General features: G+C 43.0%; 16 protein-coding genes. 14 read left to right on the forward strand and 2 right to left on the reverse strand.

Going from position 1 to position 19,406, the window contains the following annotated elements:
- Positions 1-5 precede the first annotated feature (5 nt).
- The 7 genes from PZB74_RS11695 (at position 6) to dnaN (ending at position 6,014) form a co-directional block, all read left to right on the forward strand.
- Entirely contained in the window at positions 6-1,073 is a 1,068-nt protein-coding gene (locus PZB74_RS11695) for a sensor histidine kinase (RefSeq protein ID WP_302236155.1), read from the forward strand.
- Positions 1,074-1,130: 57 nt separating this feature from the next.
- Positions 1,131-1,886 carry an RluA family pseudouridine synthase gene (locus PZB74_RS11700; protein ID WP_302236158.1) on the forward strand — a complete coding sequence of 252 codons (756 nt, stop codon included), beginning with the start codon at positions 1,131-1,133 and terminating at the stop codon, positions 1,884-1,886.
- 115 nt (positions 1,887-2,001) lie between these two features.
- Positions 2,002-2,454: a 50S ribosomal protein L13 gene (gene rplM, locus PZB74_RS11705; protein WP_302236160.1), complete on the forward strand. Its 453-nt coding sequence runs from the start codon at positions 2,002-2,004 to the stop codon at positions 2,452-2,454.
- A gap of 15 nt (positions 2,455-2,469) precedes the next feature.
- Positions 2,470-2,856 carry a 30S ribosomal protein S9 gene (gene rpsI, locus PZB74_RS11710; protein ID WP_302236161.1) on the forward strand — a complete coding sequence of 129 codons (387 nt, stop codon included), beginning with the start codon at positions 2,470-2,472 and terminating at the stop codon, positions 2,854-2,856.
- A gap of 65 nt (positions 2,857-2,921) precedes the next feature.
- Entirely contained in the window at positions 2,922-3,710 is a 789-nt protein-coding gene (gene rpsB, locus PZB74_RS11715; protein ID WP_302236163.1) for a 30S ribosomal protein S2, read from the forward strand.
- Positions 3,711-3,863: 153 nt separating this feature from the next.
- Positions 3,864-4,694, forward strand: a complete 831-nt coding sequence (gene tsf, locus PZB74_RS11720) for a translation elongation factor Ts (protein WP_302236165.1) — start codon at positions 3,864-3,866, stop codon at positions 4,692-4,694.
- A gap of 195 nt (positions 4,695-4,889) precedes the next feature.
- Complete coding sequence (gene dnaN / locus PZB74_RS11725) at positions 4,890-6,014, forward strand: DNA polymerase III subunit beta (RefSeq protein ID WP_302236168.1); 1,125 nt, start codon at positions 4,890-4,892, stop codon at positions 6,012-6,014.
- A 63-nt stretch (positions 6,015-6,077) separates the two neighbouring features.
- On the opposite strand, the gene PZB74_RS11730 is transcribed toward dnaN, so the two are convergent.
- Together PZB74_RS11730 and PZB74_RS11735 are read right to left on the reverse strand one after the other, a co-directional pair.
- Positions 6,078-8,096, reverse strand: a complete 2,019-nt coding sequence (locus PZB74_RS11730) for a CocE/NonD family hydrolase (RefSeq protein WP_302236170.1) — start codon at positions 8,094-8,096, stop codon at positions 6,078-6,080.
- Positions 8,097-8,102: 6 nt separating this feature from the next.
- Positions 8,103-9,377, reverse strand: coding sequence for an ATP-grasp domain-containing protein (locus PZB74_RS11735; RefSeq protein ID WP_302236172.1), 1,275 nt, complete (start codon positions 9,375-9,377; stop codon positions 8,103-8,105).
- 216 nt (positions 9,378-9,593) lie between these two features.
- Between PZB74_RS11735 and PZB74_RS11740 the strand changes: the two genes are divergently transcribed.
- The 7 genes from PZB74_RS11740 (at position 9,594) to PZB74_RS11770 (ending at position 19,402) form a co-directional block, all read left to right on the forward strand.
- Positions 9,594-11,237, forward strand: coding sequence for a DEAD/DEAH box helicase (locus PZB74_RS11740; RefSeq protein WP_302236173.1), 1,644 nt, complete (start codon positions 9,594-9,596; stop codon positions 11,235-11,237).
- A gap of 149 nt (positions 11,238-11,386) precedes the next feature.
- Complete coding sequence (locus PZB74_RS11745) at positions 11,387-12,691, forward strand: SWIM zinc finger family protein (RefSeq protein ID WP_302236175.1); 1,305 nt, start codon at positions 11,387-11,389, stop codon at positions 12,689-12,691.
- On the forward strand, positions 12,688-14,184 hold the full coding sequence (locus PZB74_RS11750) for a DUF5691 domain-containing protein (protein WP_302236177.1): 1,497 nt from the start codon (positions 12,688-12,690) through the stop codon (positions 14,182-14,184). Before PZB74_RS11745 ends, PZB74_RS11750 begins: the two co-directional genes overlap by 4 nt.
- A gap of 35 nt (positions 14,185-14,219) precedes the next feature.
- Positions 14,220-15,299, forward strand: coding sequence for an ATP-binding protein (locus PZB74_RS11755; protein ID WP_302236179.1), 1,080 nt, complete (start codon positions 14,220-14,222; stop codon positions 15,297-15,299).
- The gene (locus tag PZB74_RS11760) at positions 15,300-17,513 is read left to right on the forward strand and encodes a DUF5682 family protein (protein ID WP_302236181.1); all 2,214 of its coding nucleotides are present in this window, start codon (positions 15,300-15,302) and stop codon (positions 17,511-17,513) included.
- Positions 17,514-17,517: 4 nt separating this feature from the next.
- Positions 17,518-18,660, forward strand: coding sequence for a vWA domain-containing protein (locus PZB74_RS11765; RefSeq protein WP_302236183.1), 1,143 nt, complete (start codon positions 17,518-17,520; stop codon positions 18,658-18,660).
- 169 nt (positions 18,661-18,829) lie between these two features.
- Positions 18,830-19,402: a uracil-DNA glycosylase family protein gene (locus PZB74_RS11770; protein WP_302236186.1), complete on the forward strand. Its 573-nt coding sequence runs from the start codon at positions 18,830-18,832 to the stop codon at positions 19,400-19,402.
- Positions 19,403-19,406: the final 4 nt, after the last annotated feature.

Below are 19,406 nucleotides of genomic sequence, written 5' to 3' on the forward strand. Positions count from 1 at the left end.
ATACTATGTTGGTTAATGCCCGAGGCGTTGCACTTTTGCTCGGAATATCCATTTCTATTGTTACTACTGCCTTTTTATCATTGGTAGAAGGGGTAACGCCTACGGCTCTTATTGTGGCCCTGGTTATATCTTTCTCGTCTTCCTACATACTTATCAATATCAGCCTGGAGTTTATGATCTTTCGCGAGATCAATAAAATCTATAATGTGCTGGACAAGCTTAAGCGCAAAGACCTCTCTTTTGTAGGAGAGCGAGATCGCAAACGGGCAGTTAACCCACTTAAGCAGATTAATGAGGAGATTTTTGAGTATGCTGCCAATAAGCAGAAAGAAATTAACGACCTTAAAAAGATGGAAGAATTCAGGAGGGAGTTTGTAGCTAATGTCTCTCACGAGCTTAAGACTCCCATTTTTGCTGCTCAGGGCTTTGTGCATACCCTTTTGGATGGTGCCATGGAGAACAAAAAGGTGCGCTATAAATTTCTGAAGAAAGCAGGAAAAAGTCTGGATGGACTGGATATGCTGGTGCAGGATCTGCTTACGCTTTCTCAAATGGAGACAGGAGATATTAAAATGAATTATGAGCATTATGATATCTGCCATATAGTTAGAGAGGTGTTTGATCAGTTTGAAAGCGAAGCTGAGAAAAAAGGTATAGACCTTATTCTTACGGATGGATCACCAACTTATGTTTTTGCTGATAAGCAACGTATCTATCAGGTAATGGTAAACCTGGTAAGCAATGCCATCAAATACACCAAACATGAAGGTGCCGTGGAAGTGTACTTTAAGAAAGCGGTAGATGGTATAGTCATCCACGTGAAAGACCATGGAAGAGGTATTCCTGCTGAAGATATAGATCGTATCTTTGAACGTTTCTATCGTGTAGAAAAAAGCCGTTCAAAAAATAAAGGAGGAACAGGATTGGGTCTGGCCATTGTTAAACATATTATAGAGCTACACCATTCTAAAGTAAAAGTGCAGAGTGAAGTAGACCTTGGCTCTGTATTTAGTTTTAAGTTACCTAAAGGCGACAGAACAAAAGCAGACAGCGGAGAAGAAGAAGTCGCCTGAAGATTTTTTAAACAAGGCTAATTTGTTTAAGCCTTCCATCATTATTAATTATACATTATGGACTCACATCAATCATACGCTGCCCACGCATTACAGCAGTTATACAAAACCCCTTTCAAAGACCTGATTCTTTTTGAGAATGATGATTATCTGCTGATTAATAAGCCGGCATTTATATCTACGCTGGATGACAGAAACGATGATTTAAGTATCATAAGATTGGCAAAAGACTATATTGCAGATGCGCAGGTATGTCATCGCCTGGACAAAGAGACGTCAGGAGTGCTGCTCATTGCCAAACATCCTGAAGCTTACCGTTCGGCTTCTATGCAGTTTGAGCATCGCAAGGTTACCAAAACTTACCATGCTGTGTGTGATGGAATTCATGATTTTGATGATCTTAAAATTGACCTGCCCATACATGCTACCAACAAAGGTGTAGTAAAAATTAGTAGAAGAGACGGAAAAGAAGCTTTAACATACGTTAAGACAATAAAAGCTTACAGAAGGCATACCTTGGTAGAGTGCCAGCCGGTAACGGGGCGTATGCACCAGATAAGGATCCATTTAACCAGTCAGGGGGCTCCTATAAGCGGTGATGAAAAGTATGGTGGCAAACCTTTTTTTCTGTCGGCGATTAAGAAAAAATATAATTTAAGAAAAGATGCAGAAGAGCATCCTTTAATAAAAAGAGTAGCTTTGCACGCACAATCTCTTAGATTTGAACTATTAGATCAGCAGAGCGTTTGTGTAGAAGCACCTTATCCAAAGGACTTTGCTGTGGTAGTCAAGCAATTAGAAAAGTTGAGCTAATCTACAGAAAAGCAGCAAGGTGTATTGCATTTGAAGGAAATACCCGCTACCTTTGTGTTCTTTTTAGAAAAAGGCGGAGTTACATTGGTTTAGTAAACCTTAAAATTACATAAAATTGGATATTGTAAGTTATAAAACGGTATCGGCTAACAAGTCAACTGTAGAAAAGAATTGGTACATCGTTGACGCCGGTGACGCTACACTAGGACGTTTGTGCAGCGAAGTTGCCAAAATCTTGAGAGGTAAGCACAAGCCTAGCTTCACACCTCACGTAGATTGTGGCGATAAAGTCGTGGTTGTTAATGCTGACAAACTACGTCTGACAGGTACAAAAATGGATACCAAAGAGTATGTTCGCCATACAGGTTATCCCGGAGGACAGAGAACGTCTACTCCTCGTGAAGAAATGGAAAAGTCTTCTACACGCGTAATTGAGAAGGCTGTAAAAGGTATGCTTCCTAAAAACAGACTGGGAAGACAGATTATTAAAAACCTGCACATCTATGAAGGAGCTGAGCATCCTCATGAAGCGCAGCAGCCTCAAAAATTAGATTTAAGTCACCTATAAGCTCAAAACGCATCTATGGAAGTTATTAATACAATTGGTAGACGTAAGACTTCAGTAGCTAGGTTGTACATGCAGCCTGGCAATGGCAATATTACAGTAAACAAAAAATCTGTAGAAAAATATTTCCCTTCTGAGATTCTTCAGACTATTGTAAAGCAGCCTTTGTCTCTTACTGAGCAGGAAGGTAGCTTTGACCTGAAAATTGTAGTAAGCGGAGGTGGAGTTAAAGGACAGGCAGAAGCTATTCGTTTGGCTGTGTCTCGCGCTTTGGTTTCTACTAACGAAGAGCATCGCTCGCCACTTAAGAAAGAAGGATTCCTTACTCGTGACCCTCGTATGGTTGAGCGTAAGAAATACGGACGCAGAAAAGCAAGAAGAGCATTTCAGTTTAGTAAACGATAAAATTTGTGTTTACTCGAGCCTGTGCCTTAACAGGCTCCTCAGGAGTAAAACAATAAACCTACATAATGGAAAATTTAAAATACAAAGACTTATTAGACGCTGGTGTTCACTTTGGACACCTTACCCGCAAGTGGAATCCTAAAATAGCTCCCTATGTTTTCATGGAGAGAAATGGTATCCACATCATTGACCTTAACAAAACTTTAGTTTGCCTGGAAGATGCTGCTAACGCCATGAAGCAGATCGTAAAATCAGGTCGTAAGGTGATGTTTGTAGCTACCAAAAAGCAAGCGCAGGAGGTAGTATCTGAAGAAGCTAAGCGTTTGAGAATGCCTTACGTAACCGACCGTTGGTTAGGAGGTATGATGACTAACTTTGCTACCATCCGTAAGTCTTTGCGTAAGATGTCATCTATTGATAAGCTTATGAAAGAAGAAGCTTATAAGAACCTGGCGAAGCGTGAGCGCCTGATGATGAGCAGAGAGAGAGAGAAGCTAGAGAAAGTGTTGGGAGGAATTTCTGACCTTACCCGTCTGCCAGCGGCTTTATTTGTAGTAGATATTAAGCGTGAGCATATTGCTATCAAAGAAGCTCAAAAGCTGAACATCCCGGTAATTGGTATTGTGGATACTAACTCTGACCCTAATGAGGTGCAGTACCCTATCCCTGCCAACGATGATGCCTACAAATCTATTTCCCTAATTGTAAAGTACATGGGTAAAGCAGTGGAAGAGGGATTGATAGAGCGTAAGCAGCAGAAGGAAGAGGCAAAACTGAAAGAAGAAGAGAATCAGAAGAAAGAGGCGGACGAGCAGGATACGCTGGAGAAGAATGATTCAGAAGCTAAACAGTAATTGACATCTTCTAAATATCAGACATATACGAACATCGGCTTTCGCTCGATGTTCTTTTTTTATACACGAATTTTACACACGATGGCATGGTGGGGCTGCCCCGGCCAGCGTAAACAATAACACAATTAATAAACCTAGAAAAAAAATTCTGTTATGGCTATCACCGCAAAAGATGTAAACAAGCTCCGCCAAATGACAGGAGCCGGAATGATGGACTGCAAAAAAGCTTTGGTTGAAGCTGATGGCGATTTTGATAAAGCAGTAGAAATCCTGAGAAAAAAAGGACAGAAAATTTCTGCCTCTCGCTCTGATCGTGAGACCAACGAAGGTGCTGTTTTCGTAAAATCTGCTGATGATCTTAAAGAAGCAGTGTTGATTTCTTTAAATTGCGAGACTGACTTCGTAGCCAAAAACGAGGAATTTCAGCAAGCAGGAAAGTCTATCATTGAAGTTGCATTCAATGAGAAGCCTGCTAACGTAGAAGAACTTAAGCAGCTTAAAGTAGGAGACCTTACGATAGAAGAAAAACTTACCGAACTGGTAGGTAAAATTGGTGAGAAGATTGACATAGGAGCCTACGAAAGACTAAGCGCTGAAATGGTAGTGTCGTATATCCACGCTGGAGACCGTCTGGGAGTGTTGGTTGCTCTGGAAAATACTGGTGGCGAAGCAGAAGAAGCTGGTCGCGATATCGGTATGCAGATCGCTGCTATGAACCCTGTAGCTCTGGACAAAGATGGTGTAGACCAGTCAGTAATTGACCGTGAGTTAGAAATCGGACGTGAGCAGGCTCGCGCAGAAGGTAAACCAGACAATATCATTGAGAAAATTGCTGAAGGTAAACTCAATAAGTTCTACAAGGAGAATACATTGGTAAACCAGGCCTACGTAAAAGACTCAAGCATGAGCGTAGAGAAGTACCTTGATAGTGTAAACAAAGGTATGAAAGTAGTTGCTTTCAAACGTGTTTCTGTAAGCGAGTAAGCACTAATACATAATTTTGAACCCGACATATTAGGTGTCGGGTTTTTTTTTGTCCGAAAAATGAAGGACATCCAGACACAATTGTTTTAATTTGAAGCGCAAGCCAATCTTCTCACAGAAATTTATATATTTACCGACTAAAATATTAGTTTAAGAGCTTGCCGTTAAATTGTTGATTTTAAGTACTCTTGTATTATGAAGTTTGTCGTTTCTTCCTCTGCCTTGCTGAAGCAACTGTCTGCTATAAATGGAGTGATTGCTTCCAATCCGGTGGTACCCATACTGGAAAACTTCCTTTGTGAGGTAAGTAGCGGTAAGTTAACTATTACTGCTTCTGACCTGCAAACTTCCATGATCACCGAAATGGAAGTGGATGCCGAGGAAAGTGGAAGTATAGCCGTGCCTGCCCGTATCTTAATTGATACTTTGAAAAATCTACCCGAACAGCCTGTTACCTTTACTATTGATGCGTCTTCATACAATATAGAGATACACTCGACCAATGGTCAGTATCGCTTGTCAGGTGAAAATGCGACCGACTTTCCCAGCATTGCTAAAGTAGAGGATGGCTATGATGTAGAGATTCCATCAGATGTATTGTCTAGTGCTGTAAACAATACATTATTTGCGACAAGTACCGATGAGCTTCGTCCGGCTATGACGGGGGTATATGTAAATCTGAAAGATGATAATAGCACATTCGTAGCTACTGACGGGCATCGGCTGATCCGTTATTTGCGCTCCGATGTACATTCTACAAATCAGTCTTCGCTTATCATACCTCGCAAAGCACTGAGCCTGCTTAAAAATAGCTTGCCCAGCGATAGGGTACCAGTAAACGTGCAGTTTAATGCTTCAAACGTTTTCTTCAAATTCAACAATATACAGTTAATTTGCCGACTGATAGATGAGCGTTATCCAGACTATGAGAATGTTATACCTCAGGATAATAAAAATGAGATGGTAATTAGTCGTCTGGAACTCCTTAGCTCTCTTAAGCGTATCGCAATCTATGCTAACAAAACTACCCATCAGGTAAGGCTTAAAATTACCGGTAGCGAACTACATATCTCTGCGGAAGATCTGGACTTCTCTAATGAAGCAAATGAGCAATTGAGCTGTGAGCATGAGGGAGAAGATATAGAAATAGGCTTTAACGCACGCTTCCTGATTGAGATGCTGAATAATCTGGACTCTGACGAAATTATCCTTAAACTTTCAGCTCCTAACCGTGCGGGGCTAATTGTACCTAAAGACTCTGATAGCGATGAAGATATTCTGATGCTGGTAATGCCAGTTATGTTGAATAACTACGCTTAAAGCTTTACACTACCCAACCCATATGAGAAAGGCTACCTTTATGGGTAGCCTTCTTGCTTTTTTTTATAAAAACTCTCTTGCTATCTTTTCGTGCCAGTTTCTTGAAAAAATTCTTGCTCCTCCTTCGTAGGCATCCAGCGTAGCGTGTATGTAAAAATAATCCTTGTCTGAAGTAAGAATGGTACAGCTATCTGTACTGATTTGCCAATCTCCCCGCTCCAGCGCTGTTTTGCTATGGGTTTCTCCTCTTACAGTAGACAAATCATCGTTTACTATACTGTATTTCTCTTCGCTAAAGTCAGACATCAGAAGATCAATCTCTTCAATTCTCTGCTTTCCAGTATCTTTGAATACCCATAGGGTAGATTCATCATTGACCAGGTTGCGTATAACCTGCCACTTCTCATCCGGTTTAGTAAGGGCACTAACTGTGGATGAAGGCTCTGCTCCCTGTGGCTCTGGAAACTTCAGGTCAGTAATTCCAGCTTCAGTCAGTTCAGGCAGATCTATACTACTTTCCTGTGGAAAAAGCTTGAGAGACGCAATTTCTGGAGGTGTCCAGGCCAGGGGCCAGTAAGAGGTTGAAAGTGATATTCTGAAACGATGCCCCTTAGGAAAAACATGCGCAATTTCGTTAAGCTGAAGGTCTACATAATACTTTTCTCCAGCTTTGAGCTTCTCAGGTTGCTCATGGCTATTTCTGTGCGCTATATTTTTGATACCATAAGTTACGCGTGTCGCCTTGCCATCAGGGGAGACATCAGAAAGACGCACCGCTACATAAGCAATAGGCTTGTCGGCTTCTAAAGCCAGGCGTATGTGAGTAGCCCCCAGTATCGTCAGATCTTCCTCTAGCACTTTACTATTAAATACCAGGGCACCTCCATCTTCTTCTCGCTGATCACTGGGCAAATCTGGTGGAGCATTGTAAGAACACCACTTACCTGCAAAAAGTCCTAGCCTAAGAGGTGAACGAATGAGCATAGGTTCGGGCTGTTCAGATTCTGCGATGCCAAGTGTATGATCACTTCTAAGGTTAAGGTTTTTGTTCTTAATGATGGGAGAAGGCCAGCTTTCTAAGCCTGCCCAATATCCCGGTCTCATTTCGTATTTAGTGCTGGGAGGCATACTTTCCTGTACCCATACTCTAAGCATTGGTTCATCCATAATACCGGTTTCATCATTTTTTAGCCATTGATCCCACCAGCGTATACTTTCCTGCAAAAAACCAATAGCTGGCCCTGGTACTCCCATGTTTGGGTATTTGTGACTCCAGGGGCCTACCAAACCCATGCGGGGCACGTCCAGGTTTTCCATCAGGCGAAATACAGCATTAGTATAGCCATCTGCCCATCCGCTTATTGCCATCACAGGTATTTGTATGTCGTTGTAATCTTCACAGATAGAGCCATGTTTCCAGTAATCATCCCTCGTTTGATGGCGGAGCCATTTTTCTAACCACAGACCGCTACCTTTCAGGCGCTGCATCCACATCTCTTTCCATTGGTCACCGACTATTTCAGGATCGGGGGGAAGGCTGTTTTTAGCAAACATGACTGATGCCCAGGAAAGATTATCACCCAGCATACAGCCGCCCATATAGTGAACATCGTCTTTATAGCGGTCATCGGTAGAGCAAACAGTAATGATTGCTTTAAGTGCTTGAGGTTGGCGTGCAGCTAGCTGGAGTCCGTTAAATCCACCCCAGGAGATGCCAATCATACCCACGTTTCCGTTACACCACTTTTGTTCGCTGAGCCACTGAATAATACACTCGCCATCGGCTAGTTCCTGCTCCAGGTATTCATCGGTGATGATGCCTTCAGAATCTCCACTGCCCCTAATATCCACACGAATACAGGCGTAGCCGTAGCCTGCAAAGTATTTATGGTTAATCTCGTCTCTTACTCGCTTAAAGTCTCGCTTACGATAAGGAATATACTCAAGAATAGCTGGTACTGCCTCCTCTTTGGCTTTGCCGGGGAGCCACATGCGTGCAGCCAGGCGGGTTCCATCAGGCATGGGTATCCAGATATTTTCAATCTCTTCAAACGAATAAGGAAATTCTTTTACTTCCTCCATAGCGTTTTATTTAATCTTGATGTCTAATGCATTAATGATGTTATCATATTTTTCCAGAAGCTCAGCCTTACTCTGAGCACCGGTCATAACTACGCCCAGAGCATAGCTAAAGCTATCTTGCAGTGGTAAGTCGGATAAGCGCTGCCCTTCTTTTACATCAATTTTGACGATAGTGTCAGGATATTTTTTCTCTATTTCTCTGATTTTATCTTCTGAAGGAACCTGCTCAACTACTCCATCTTCAAACACACGGTACTGAAACTTGGCTGCATAATTATAAGGGCCCTGCTGCTCTTTGAAGTGAGGCTTCTCACCCAGAGCGAGTTTAACTAATACCTGATGATTAGAATGACCTTTAATTTTGTCATACATATCACTATGCGACTGCGACATGCGAGGGTTAATTTCTAGGAGGTAAATATTGTCGGTAGACTCCTCATAAAAGAATTCTATATTAAAGGTAGAGTTATTGAAACCTGTCTGCTTCATTACCTTTCGGGTAAGGTCATCCATTCTTTGTTGTACCTCCTTAGACAGGCTGCTGGGCAGCATGTAGTAGAAGAAAGAAGGCGTTCCATCGTAACATACCGAATCTACCAGCCCATAGCTGTAAACTTCTCCTTCATACACATAACCGGAGACTGTACACTGATGACCGCCTATCAGACCTTCTGCTAAGGCATAATTACCATCCACTTTCTTTACATCTTCTGGCATGTCTGCCCGTTCCAGAAAGTAATTAAATGGCTTGGCCAGCCCCCCAATTTCCTGAGCCATAGTACGCATGCTCTCTTGGTAATCTGCTTCATTTTCTATTCTGAAACCAAGCTGTGAGCTAAATGCCTTGACAGGCTTTACCCAAAAAGGTGGCTTTACGTTAAGCTTATTAAAAGGGGAAGGGTTTTTAGGGTCTATAGCATCAAAAGGAGGAACAGCTTGAGGAATGACTTCCCGCTGCTGTTGACGGCTCCAGAATTTATGTTCGCACTTTAAGCCAGAGACAAGACTTGGCCCCGTGAGTCCGTACTCTTCGCACAGAAGAAAGGCGATTAGCGTAAAAGGAAAATCAAAAAAGCTGATGATCGCATCAATTTTTACGTCATTTTTTTCCAGAGCTTCTCGGGCAGTGCTTACCAGCTTTTCAATATTAATCTCTTCCTGTTTCTGAATTCCTGACTGAAAGAGAGGAATAAAGTTGTACTGCTCGGCATCTTCTATGGTTTCTAATTCTTTGAGGTTGAAGTCATTGTATCCAATGAGTAGTATGTTTTTTCGACTCATAAAAAAAAAGTTTGTATACGATTAAAAAATGCTTTGTTGTCTCCCTACCCAACATATGGATGGACTGATAGTTTGCTGAGGAAGAAAAAGATTACGAAATGAGGAACTGCATAAGGCAGATTAACGTTGGTGCAAGATATAATTAGGTGCAGCGGTGCGTAAAAGCTGAATTCTTTTGCCTACTTTTGTGCCCGTTCACATACATAATTTCTCTTAATGACAAGATTTGAAGCGCTGGGTTTGCGCGAAGAAATTTTACAGTCTCTCAACGAGTTAAAATTTGAACAGCCCACCCCAATCCAGGAACAAAGTATTCCCTTTATCCTGAATTCCGAAAATGACTTGATCGCTTTTGCCCAGACCGGTACCGGTAAAACAGCCGCTTTTGGCTTACCAATATTGGAGCAGGTAGACGATCAGTTGAATGAAACACAGGCATTAATTTTATCGCCTACTCGCGAGCTATGCTTACAGATTTCTAACGATCTGGCTACTTTCTCTAAGCACCTGAAGCACCTGAATGTAGTACCAGTATATGGCGGAGTAGATATAGAAAAACAGATGCGCCAACTTAAATCAGGAGCACATGTGGTGGTAGGTACCCCCGGTCGTGTGCTTGACCTGATCAAGCGTAAGCGTCTGAAGGTAGAAAATATTGCCAAACTCGTACTTGACGAGGCTGACGAAATGCTCTCTATGGGCTTTAAAGATGAGTTGGATGCTATTCTAGCCAAGACTCCTCAGGAAAAGCAAACTTTGTTGTTTTCAGCCACTATGCCTCAGGAGATGATGAGGATAGCTGAAAAGTACATGCATTCACCTGAGCAGATAAGCGTTGGAAGAAGAAACGCTGGCGCTGATAATGTACAGCATCAGTTTATACCGGTACACTCTAAAGACCGTTATGAGGTACTAAAGCGTATCGTGGATATAAATCCTAATATGTATGGTATCGTGTTTTGCCGAACTCGTAATGATACTCGTGAGATAGCCGATTTGCTGATGAAAGATGGCTATGATGCCGATGCTTTACATGGAGATCTGTCTCAGGCGCAGCGTGATGTGGTGATGAACCGCTTCCGCATGAAAAACATTCAAATGCTGATTGCTACTGATGTGGCAGCCAGAGGCTTGGATGTTAACGATCTTACGCACGTTATCAACTATAACTTACCCGACGACCCTGAAGTGTATGTACACCGTAGTGGGCGTACCGGCCGCGCAGGTAGAAGTGGCGTTTCTCTAACTCTATTGCACGGTAGAGATAAGAGCAAACTTAAGCAAATTGAAAAAACGATAAAGAAAAAGTTTGAGCAAAAAGCTGTTCCCAGCGGACGCGATATTTGCGAAAAGCAACTCTTTTCTTTAATAGACAAGGTAGAGAAGGCAGATGTAAATCCGGAAATAGAGCAGTTTATTCCTGCGATTGCCAGCAAACTATCCTGGCTAAGCCATGAAGACCTGATACGCCATTTTGTATCCTTAGAGTTTAACCAGATGCTTGAGCGGTACAAAAATGCTCCTGACCTGAATGCCAGGGCTGAGTCTAAAGGTAAGAGAGACCGCAAGGAGAAGCGTGACCGCAAACCTAAAAAAGGCTCTGACAGCAATGGTTCTTCATTCTCGCGTTTCTTTATGAACCTGGGCAAAAAAGATAGAGTATCTCCCAAAATGATTATCGGTATGGTAAATAAACATATGCCTAACGATGATGTAAAAATTGGACAGATAGAGATTCTAAATAACTTCTCTTTCTTTGAGATAGAGCGCAGCTATGAGAAAGATGTGCTGGAAGCTTTGCAGCATGCTCGTCATAAAGGTTCAGATTTAGGTGTAGAGATAGCCAAAGACAAGAGCTAAACTAGACACTAGCTAGCTATAAGATTGTGGCCTGTTACTACTGCTTGTTGTAACAGGCTTTTTTTTGCCTAAGCGGTTCTAGCCTTACAGCATAAGAAAAATACGCGTATTGACCTATTGTCCTTAAGTGGGTTTCATATTTTAGGCGCATGAATTGGACAGAAGAACAGGTGCTAGCTATGGCCCCCGATGCTGCTTCGGTAAAAGCCGGAAAAGCACAGGCAAAGACTCAAAAGTGGCTTAGCTTGCATCGTAACGATAATGCACTCTGGGGCGAAATAAAAGGTAGCGGATCTAAGCCTTATCAAACGGCTATTGACACTACCAGGCTAGCCTTTAAATGCTCTTGCCCAAGTAGAAAATTTCCCTGTAAGCATGCCCTGGGCCTCGCTCTCTTGTTTGCTACTGCTTCCTACAACTTTAAGCAAAATGAAGCCCCCGAATGGCTCACCCAGTGGCTTAACAAGCGTGAACAAAAAGCAGAAAAAAAGCCCCAGCCTAAAACTATAGATAAAGAGAGTCAGGCTAAACGTGCAGCTGCCAGAGAACAAAAAGTAAAAGCCGGACTAGAAGAAACAGCATTGTGGCTAAAAGATCTGATCAGGCAGGGACTGGCACAGTTACCAGAAAAACCACATAGCTTTTGGCAAGCACCAGCAGCGCGCATGGTAGATGCTCAGGCACCGGGTATTGCTAACATGATAAAAACGCTAGCGCAACTTAACTATTACAGTCAGGATTGGTATGCCGACTTACTTAAACAACTTTCTGATATTTACCTTCTGACGCAGGCATACGATAGGCTGGATCAGTTTCCAGAAGATCTGCAAAGCGATGTAAAATCTTTGATTGGATGGAGCAGTAAAAAAGAAGAGCTTAAACAAGAAGCTGGTGTTACTGATAATTGGTTTGTACTGGGGCAGGAAACCGAAAAAGACGAAAGGCTAAACATCAAACGTACCTGGCTTTATGGACAACAATATCGAAAATTTGCGCTGCTTATTGATTTTTACACAGCAGGCCAGCTACCAGAATTTACCTGGATGCCAGGCGGTTCTTATAAAGCTAGTCTGGTGTACTATCCCGGCAGACAAAGCTTGAGAGCCTTGCTCAAAGATCAGCCTCATTATTTACAGCTAGACCGACCCATAGGTAGTACAAGTTTATCTCAGCTTGAGCAGGCTATTACAGAGGCTTATACTGCATTTCCCTGGACTAGACAATTACCATTTTTATTAGAAGGAGTATCACCACAAATGCATAATACTTCCTTTTACCTTGTAGATCAGGAAGATAAATACATCCCTATTTCCACTAGCTCGGATAAGTCTTACTTGTTGTTGGCAATTAGTGGAGGTCAGCCTGTTTCTATTTCTGGCATTTACCAACATGGGAAGCTAAATCCACTGGGAGTGTGGTATGAAGAAGATTATATCGTATTGAACAACGGATGAAAGCATTAGAAACTTTACTTAAAACAGCCTTACTGGGTACAGCTCGTTCTTCTGTATCCTCACTTGAGCTTTCTGCCTCTCTGAAACCATTGGCTGAAGCAGACACGGAGATTGAAGATAAAGTACTTAAAGCAGCCTCTCTGCTATTTATTCAGAAAGAGGGGGGAAAGGTATTTTCAAAAAAATGGTTTCCTACTACACAGGCTCCTGCTGAAACCTTCGCTTACTGCTCTCAGAGCGCCTCTCGGCTCCTAAAAGAGATTCTTAACAAACAGTACTACGAACTTTTAAGAAAGTGGCTCATCAAATGTGAGGAGGCGCAGTTGCTGGTGCAGCCCGAGCATCTACCACAATTGCTAGCGTTAGGCAGAAATTTACTTGCTTTTAGGCCATTGATTAAGCCCGTTGTGGGAGAAAGGGGAAAGTGGCTGGCCGCCTTTAATAAGGATTGGCAGTACCTACTCAGTTCGGAAACTGATATTTGGGAGTTAGGAAAAGCTGAAGAGAGGAAAAGTTTTTTGGCTAGTCTGAGAAAAAAACATCCTCAGCACGCTTTAGAAGTACTCACCTCGTCATGGAAAAGTGAGGCAGCAGATGCACGAGTGGCCTTTCTGGAAATCCTGAAACAAGGATTAAGCATACAGGATGCTCTCTTTTTGGAAAGTGCATTGGCTGATAAGAGCAAAAAGGTAAGAGCTACTGCTTTTAATTTACTCATACGTCTGAAGGATTCTGCCTTAACTACTCAGCTTTTTGAAGCCGCAGCGCCTATGCTTCTTAAGAAAAATGAAAAGTCATTTATAGGGCTGAAGAAGACTGCAATCAGCTTTCAAAAGGTGGCGATGGGCACTCAGCTAGATGTTTATGGGATAAGTAAAGAAAGTCTGGATAAAAAGTTTTCAGATGAAGCTTATTACTTATATCAATTGATAGAACTCATACACCCCTCACTATGGACCTCCTACTTTGGTATGGACGCCGGTGAAGTTGTTCAGGTATTTCTCAAAGAAAAAGAACTCAAGCCTATGCTCACAGCCCTGTTAGAGGCTACCATTTTTCACGAGGATGAGGAATGGGCAGGAGCTTTATCTGATACTTTAAAAAGCGGAAAGCTAAAGCCAACCAATGCTGACCCAGATTTTAGAATTAAACTGTTTGGCATCTTAAGTCCTGAAGATAAACTCCGGTATTTTCAATCGGAAGCCTTTCATATGTCATTGTTGGACTCTTTGGAACTCTGCAATTTTAAGTGGACGGCAACTTTTAGCAAAAAAGCGCTGAGCCTACTTTATAAGCAAGTTGCTGAAAGAGGGCTACATCCCTACGAAAGAGAAAGAGTAAGCGAGCTTTATAAATATATAAACCCCTCAATTTTGGCCGAAAAAGAAAGCTACCTGCCCCCTGAAAATGAGAACAAAGCCACCTGGCGAGAAGCTATGGACCAACTGTTTACTAAACTGGAAATGAATACAGGAATAGAGGAAGTTTTTTAGCTATCATAAGAAATAACGATTAAGGAAAAATAAAAATGTCAAAGTTACTCAGAGAACATGCGGAACAGCAGTACGCAGAAGAGTTAGAAGAAATAAAAAAGCAGGATGACCATAGCATACCTCCAAACTGGCATATGTCTCCCTGGGCGGTAGTGACCTATCTGATGGGAGGCAAGCTCAACAATGGATTTGAGGTGAGTGCCAAATATATTGGAGATCGCCGATTGATGGAGATCGCGGTAGCTACGCTTACTACCGACCGTGCGCTTTTACTTTATGGCCTGCCTGGTACTGCAAAATCATGGGTAGCAGAACATCTTGCGGCTGCCGTTAGTGGAAATTCTACCCTTATGATTCAAGGTACGGCTGGCACTGGAGAGGAAGCGATACGGTACGGCTGGAATTACGCGAAGTTATTAGCAGAGGGGCCTTCGCTTGGTGCTATCGTTCCCACTCCGCTAATGAAAGCTATGGAAAGTGGTAAAATAGCCAGAGTAGAGGAGCTTACCCGTATATCTGCGGATGTACAAGATACGCTGATTACCATACTTTCAGAAAAAACACTTCCTGTACCAGAACTGGGTACAGAAATTCAGGCTACTAGAGGTTTCAACCTGATTGCTACTGCCAATAACCGTGACAAGGGGGTGAATGAACTTTCCAGCGCCTTAAAACGGCGTTTCAATACCGTAGTGCTTCCTTTGCCCGATAGTATGAGTGAGGAAGTAGCTATTGTGAAACAGCGAGTAGAAAGCCTGGGGAAAGTATTGGAGCTACCTGCGCAACTTCCTGCACTGGAAGAGATCAGGCGTATAGTCACTATTTTTAGAGAACTACGCGCGGGGGTTACTATAGATGGTAAAACCAAGCTTAAATCACCTAGCGGTACTTTAAGCACTGCCGAAGCTATTTCGGTAGTGAATAGTGGGATGGCACTTTCGGGTTATTTTGGTGATGGAAGCCTGAATGCCGAAGATGTAGCCTCTGGCCTGGTTGGAGCAATTATTAAAGACCCGGTTCAGGATACTGTAGTTTGGAAGGAGTACCTTGAAACAGTTATAAAGAGTAGAGATGGCTGGAAAGATATTTATCGTGCATGTAGAGATCGTATTTAAATGGAAGTATTTTATCTGGGGATAAGGCATCATGGTCCTGGTTCTGCGCGGAGTGTACAAGCTTTTTTATCAGAACAGCAGCCTGACATGGTACTTGTTGAGGGGCCACCGGAAGCGGAAACACTTCTAGAACTGGCTACTGTTAGCGAAATGCAGCCGCCTGTAGCTTTATTAACCTATGTACAGGATAATCCGCAGCAGGCAGTATTTCATCCTTTTGCTGACTTTTCTCCCGAATGGCAGGCTATACTCTATTCCCAGCAGCATGGGGTAGCCTTTCGCTTTATTGATCTGCCTATGGTCAATAAACTGGCCCTGGAGCCTAAAGACGAAAGTTCTGGTTATGAGACTCAGACGGAAGGGGTAGCTGCCAATCCTATAGCTTATCTGGCCCAGCTGGCAGGCTTTAGCGATGCAGAAATCTGGTGGGAGAGTACTTTTGAAAGATACAGTAATGATGCTGAAAACTTCAGAGCGATTCAGGAAGCTGTTACAGCCTTACGAGAGGCTTTTCCTCACACCTCTAAAACCGATGAGCTGCGCGAAGCTTACATGCGTATGTGTATCCGCAAAGCTAAAAAAGAAGGCTATGAAAAAATTGCCGTAGTATGTGGAGCCTGGCACGTACCTGCCCTAACAGAAATGCCTGCTCAAAAGCTTGATCAGCAACTACTTAAAGGGCTGGTAAAAGTAAAAGTGAATTCAACCTGGATTCCCTGGACCTACAGCCGCCTCACTTTTGAAAGTGGATATGGTGCAGGCATAAACTCCCCCGGATGGTACAATCATCTGTGGCATACTCCAAGTAACATCACTGAAAGCTGGCTGAGCAAAGTAGCCCGTGAGTTTCGCAAAGCAGGACTGGATATTTCTGTTTCGCATGTAATAGAAGGCGTTCGCCTTAGCAATATGCTGGCAAGTATGCGAAACCTGCCTCAGGCCGGACTTGCAGAACTAAATGAAGCTATCGTCGCTATCTTTTGTTTTGGCGATGAACAACTGCTAGATATTGTACAGCGAGAGCTGATTGTAAGCCACCGTATTGGACAGGTTCCTACTGATGCTCCTGCTGTTCCTTTACAGCATGATCTGCAAAAGCTGCAAAAGAAGTTGCGCCTGCCAGCTACTGATGAGGATAAAGTATATACGCTGGATCTACGTAAACCTAACGATCTGGAAAGGAGTAAGCTCCTACACCGTTTGCAGTTACTGGACATTCAGTGGGGCAGAGAAGAATATGTATCTACTAAAGGTACTTTTAAAGAACAGTGGAGGGTACAATGGCAACCAGAAATGATGGTTCATCTGATAGAAATGGGAGTATGGGGAAACACGGTAGCACATGCCGCTTCTGCTTACCTGAGCGACCACATGAGCAGGGCAGGCTCCTTATCCGATCTCTCCGAGTCTTTAAGAAAAGCAGTACCTGCTGACTTGCCAGATGCGATCAGGCAGCTCATGAAGCAAATCAGCGAAGTGGCTGCCCTTTCAGGGGATGTGCCTGAGCTTATGAAATCGGTGGGACCACTTGCACAGCTCAGTCGTTATGGTAATGTAAGACAGTCTGATCTTTCATTGTTAGCTGAAATTGTAGAAAGCATGATCAGTAGAATATGTATTGGGTTGCCTAACGCCTCTTCCTCACTGGACGATGACGCTGCAGAAGACCTGTATCATCATATAGGTACAGTACACGAGAGCATACAACTATTGCAGTTTAAAGAGCAGGAAAAAGACTGGCAAAAGACACTAAATTATCTGGTAGATGGGAGTCAGGTAAACCCTTTGATTGCGGGAAAGGCTTGTCGTTTACTACACGATACGCAGTATTACCATGAAGATGAGCTAAGTCGCAAATTTAGTCTGGCACTTTCACCAGCGCAGGAAGCTCGCTTTTCCGCCGCTTGGCTGGAAGGCTTTCTAAAAGGAAGTGGTACAATTCTACTACTAGATGAGGTGTTGTGGCAGGTGGTAGATACCTGGCTTAATGAACTTGAAGGTGATATTTTTATAGAAGTCTTGCCTCTGCTAAGAAGAAACTTTTCCAGTTTTACCACTTCAGAAAGGCGTAAACTGGGAGAAAAAGCTAAACAGCAGGATAGTGAGCACTCCATACAAAATGGTCAGCATACGGATGAAATAGATCCTGAAAGGGCTGAGCAGGCTATGCTGACGGTAGCCCAATTGCTAGGCCTCAATATAAAAGAATATTAAAATTATGGATAACAAAAAGCTGGAGAGATGGCGCCTGGTACTGGGAGGTGATCAGGCGGATGGTACCGGAATGAACTTAAGTGGAGATTTTGCGGAGATTGACCAGGTGCTTTCTGCTCTTTATGAAGAAGAGCGTAGCGCAGGCCTGGGAGCGTCTTCCCCAAAGGTAAGCCGGTGGCTGGGAGATATCAGAACTTATTTTCCTAAATCGGTGGTGCAGGTAATGCAGCAGGATGCGTTTAAAAGGCTTAATCTCAATAGAATGCTGATGGAGCCTGAAATGCTGGAACTTGTTGAGCCCGACGTACACCTGGTTGCCAATCTGCTTACGCTAAGCCGTATGATTCCCGACAAAACCAAGGACACTGCTCGTCAGGTGGTACGTAAGGTGGTAGAGCAACTTATGAATAAGCTGGCAACACCAATGCAACAGGCAGTGAGTGGTAGTCTTAATCGTGCTGTTAGAAACAGACGACCCCGCCATGCTGAAATAGACTGGAATGCAACTATCCTTAAAAACCTTAAGCATTATCAAAAAGACTATAAAACTATTATTCCTGAAACCAGGGTAGGGTATGGCAGAAAGCGCCGTACTTCTATGAAAGATATTATTCTTTGTGTAGATCAAAGTGGGTCTATGGCTTCTTCTGTGGTTTACTCCGGCATCTTTGGTGCAGTAATGGCGTCTATGCCTGCGGTGAGTACAAAAATGATCGTTTTTGATACGGCAGTTGTAGATCTTACCGAAGACCTACAAGACCCTGTAGACTTGCTGTTTGGCGTACAGTTAGGCGGAGGAACTGATATTAATCGTGCTCTGGCTTATTGTCAGCAGCTAACCACCCGGCCCGACGATACGGTACTGGTGTTAATTACTGATTTGTACGAAGGAGGAAATGAGCAGGAGATGCGTAAGAAAATACGGTCTATCATAGACTCAGGAGTGCAACTTATCGTACTTCTTGCACTTAACGATGAAGGCAAACCTTATTATGATCATCGGAATGCGACGTTTTTAGCAGAAAATGGTGTGCCTGCCTTTTCCTGCTCTCCAGACCTTTTTCCAGACCTTATGGCGGCAGCTATACAAAAGCAGGATATGTCGCAATGGGCCGCAATGCACGATATCAGCACTGCTAAAGCATAGAAATGGTAAACTGCTAATGAGTAAAGAGGTCTGTAAGGATTGTAATCTGTAGTGCTGGCTTATTCATAGTAGAAGGCCTGTAGGTTTGGTTTAAGACTTTATCTCAAATTACTTTTAGGGCTTGTGCTCTTCCGTATCTTTGGTAAATTAGAGATTAAAGTAAATTTTTTTGAAAGATCTACTAAGCGATATCAGGCAGTGTAAAGTTTGTGAGCCACACCTCCCTCTGGGCGCGCGGCCGGTAGTAGTTGGGCACCCAGAAAGCAAAATACTGATTGTAGGTCAGGCTCCTGGCACCAAAGTACACCATAGTGGAATTCCCTGGAATGATCAGAGTGGCAAAAAACTAAGAGCATGGCTTGAAGTGAGTGATAAAGAATTTTATGCTGCCCGCAATTTTGCTATTGCTCCCATGGGCTTTTGTTACCCGGGAAAATCAAAATCCGGCGACCTGCCCCCACGCAAAGAGTGTGCTCCGTTGTGGCATGCTCCTTTGTTAGAGAAGATGCCAAAGCTACAGCTTATACTTTTGATCGGACAATATGCCCAAAAATACTATCTGAAAGACAAGGTCAGAAAAAACCTAACTGAGACAGTGAAAAGCTTTGATGAGTACCTTCCTCAGTATCTGCCTTTACCTCATCCTTCTCCCCGGAACTATTACTGGCTCAGGAAAAATGCCTGGTTTGAAGAAAGTGTGCTACCTGAGTTAAGGTATCGTGTAAAAATGATATTATCTTAACTAC

Source organism: Porifericola rhodea, from assembly GCF_030506305.1.
Classification (GTDB): domain Bacteria; phylum Bacteroidota; class Bacteroidia; order Cytophagales; family Cyclobacteriaceae; genus Catalinimonas; species Catalinimonas rhodea.

What these genes read in the sequence shown, in the direction of transcription:
- PZB74_RS11695 (WP_302236155.1), top strand. Translation starts at nt 6, where the DNA reads ATGTTGGTTAATGCCCGAGGCGTTGCACTTTTGCTCGGAATATCCATT.
- PZB74_RS11700 (WP_302236158.1), top strand. Translation starts at nt 1,131, where the DNA reads ATGGACTCACATCAATCATACGCTGCCCACGCATTACAGCAGTTATAC.
- rpsI (WP_302236161.1), top strand. Translation starts at nt 2,470, where the DNA reads ATGGAAGTTATTAATACAATTGGTAGACGTAAGACTTCAGTAGCTAGG.
- rpsB (WP_302236163.1), top strand. Translation starts at nt 2,922, where the DNA reads ATGGAAAATTTAAAATACAAAGACTTATTAGACGCTGGTGTTCACTTT.
- tsf (WP_302236165.1), top strand. Translation starts at nt 3,864, where the DNA reads ATGGCTATCACCGCAAAAGATGTAAACAAGCTCCGCCAAATGACAGGA.
- dnaN (WP_302236168.1), top strand. Translation starts at nt 4,890, where the DNA reads ATGAAGTTTGTCGTTTCTTCCTCTGCCTTGCTGAAGCAACTGTCTGCT.
- PZB74_RS11730 (WP_302236170.1), bottom strand. Translation starts at nt 8,096, where the DNA reads ATGGAGGAAGTAAAAGAATTTCCTTATTCGTTTGAAGAGATTGAAAAT.
- PZB74_RS11735 (WP_302236172.1), bottom strand. Translation starts at nt 9,377, where the DNA reads ATGAGTCGAAAAAACATACTACTCATTGGATACAATGACTTCAACCTC.
- PZB74_RS11740 (WP_302236173.1), top strand. Translation starts at nt 9,594, where the DNA reads ATGACAAGATTTGAAGCGCTGGGTTTGCGCGAAGAAATTTTACAGTCT.
- PZB74_RS11745 (WP_302236175.1), top strand. Translation starts at nt 11,387, where the DNA reads ATGAATTGGACAGAAGAACAGGTGCTAGCTATGGCCCCCGATGCTGCT.
- PZB74_RS11750 (WP_302236177.1), top strand. Translation starts at nt 12,688, where the DNA reads ATGAAAGCATTAGAAACTTTACTTAAAACAGCCTTACTGGGTACAGCT.
- PZB74_RS11755 (WP_302236179.1), top strand. Translation starts at nt 14,220, where the DNA reads ATGTCAAAGTTACTCAGAGAACATGCGGAACAGCAGTACGCAGAAGAG.
- PZB74_RS11760 (WP_302236181.1), top strand. Translation starts at nt 15,300, where the DNA reads ATGGAAGTATTTTATCTGGGGATAAGGCATCATGGTCCTGGTTCTGCG.
- PZB74_RS11765 (WP_302236183.1), top strand. Translation starts at nt 17,518, where the DNA reads ATGGATAACAAAAAGCTGGAGAGATGGCGCCTGGTACTGGGAGGTGAT.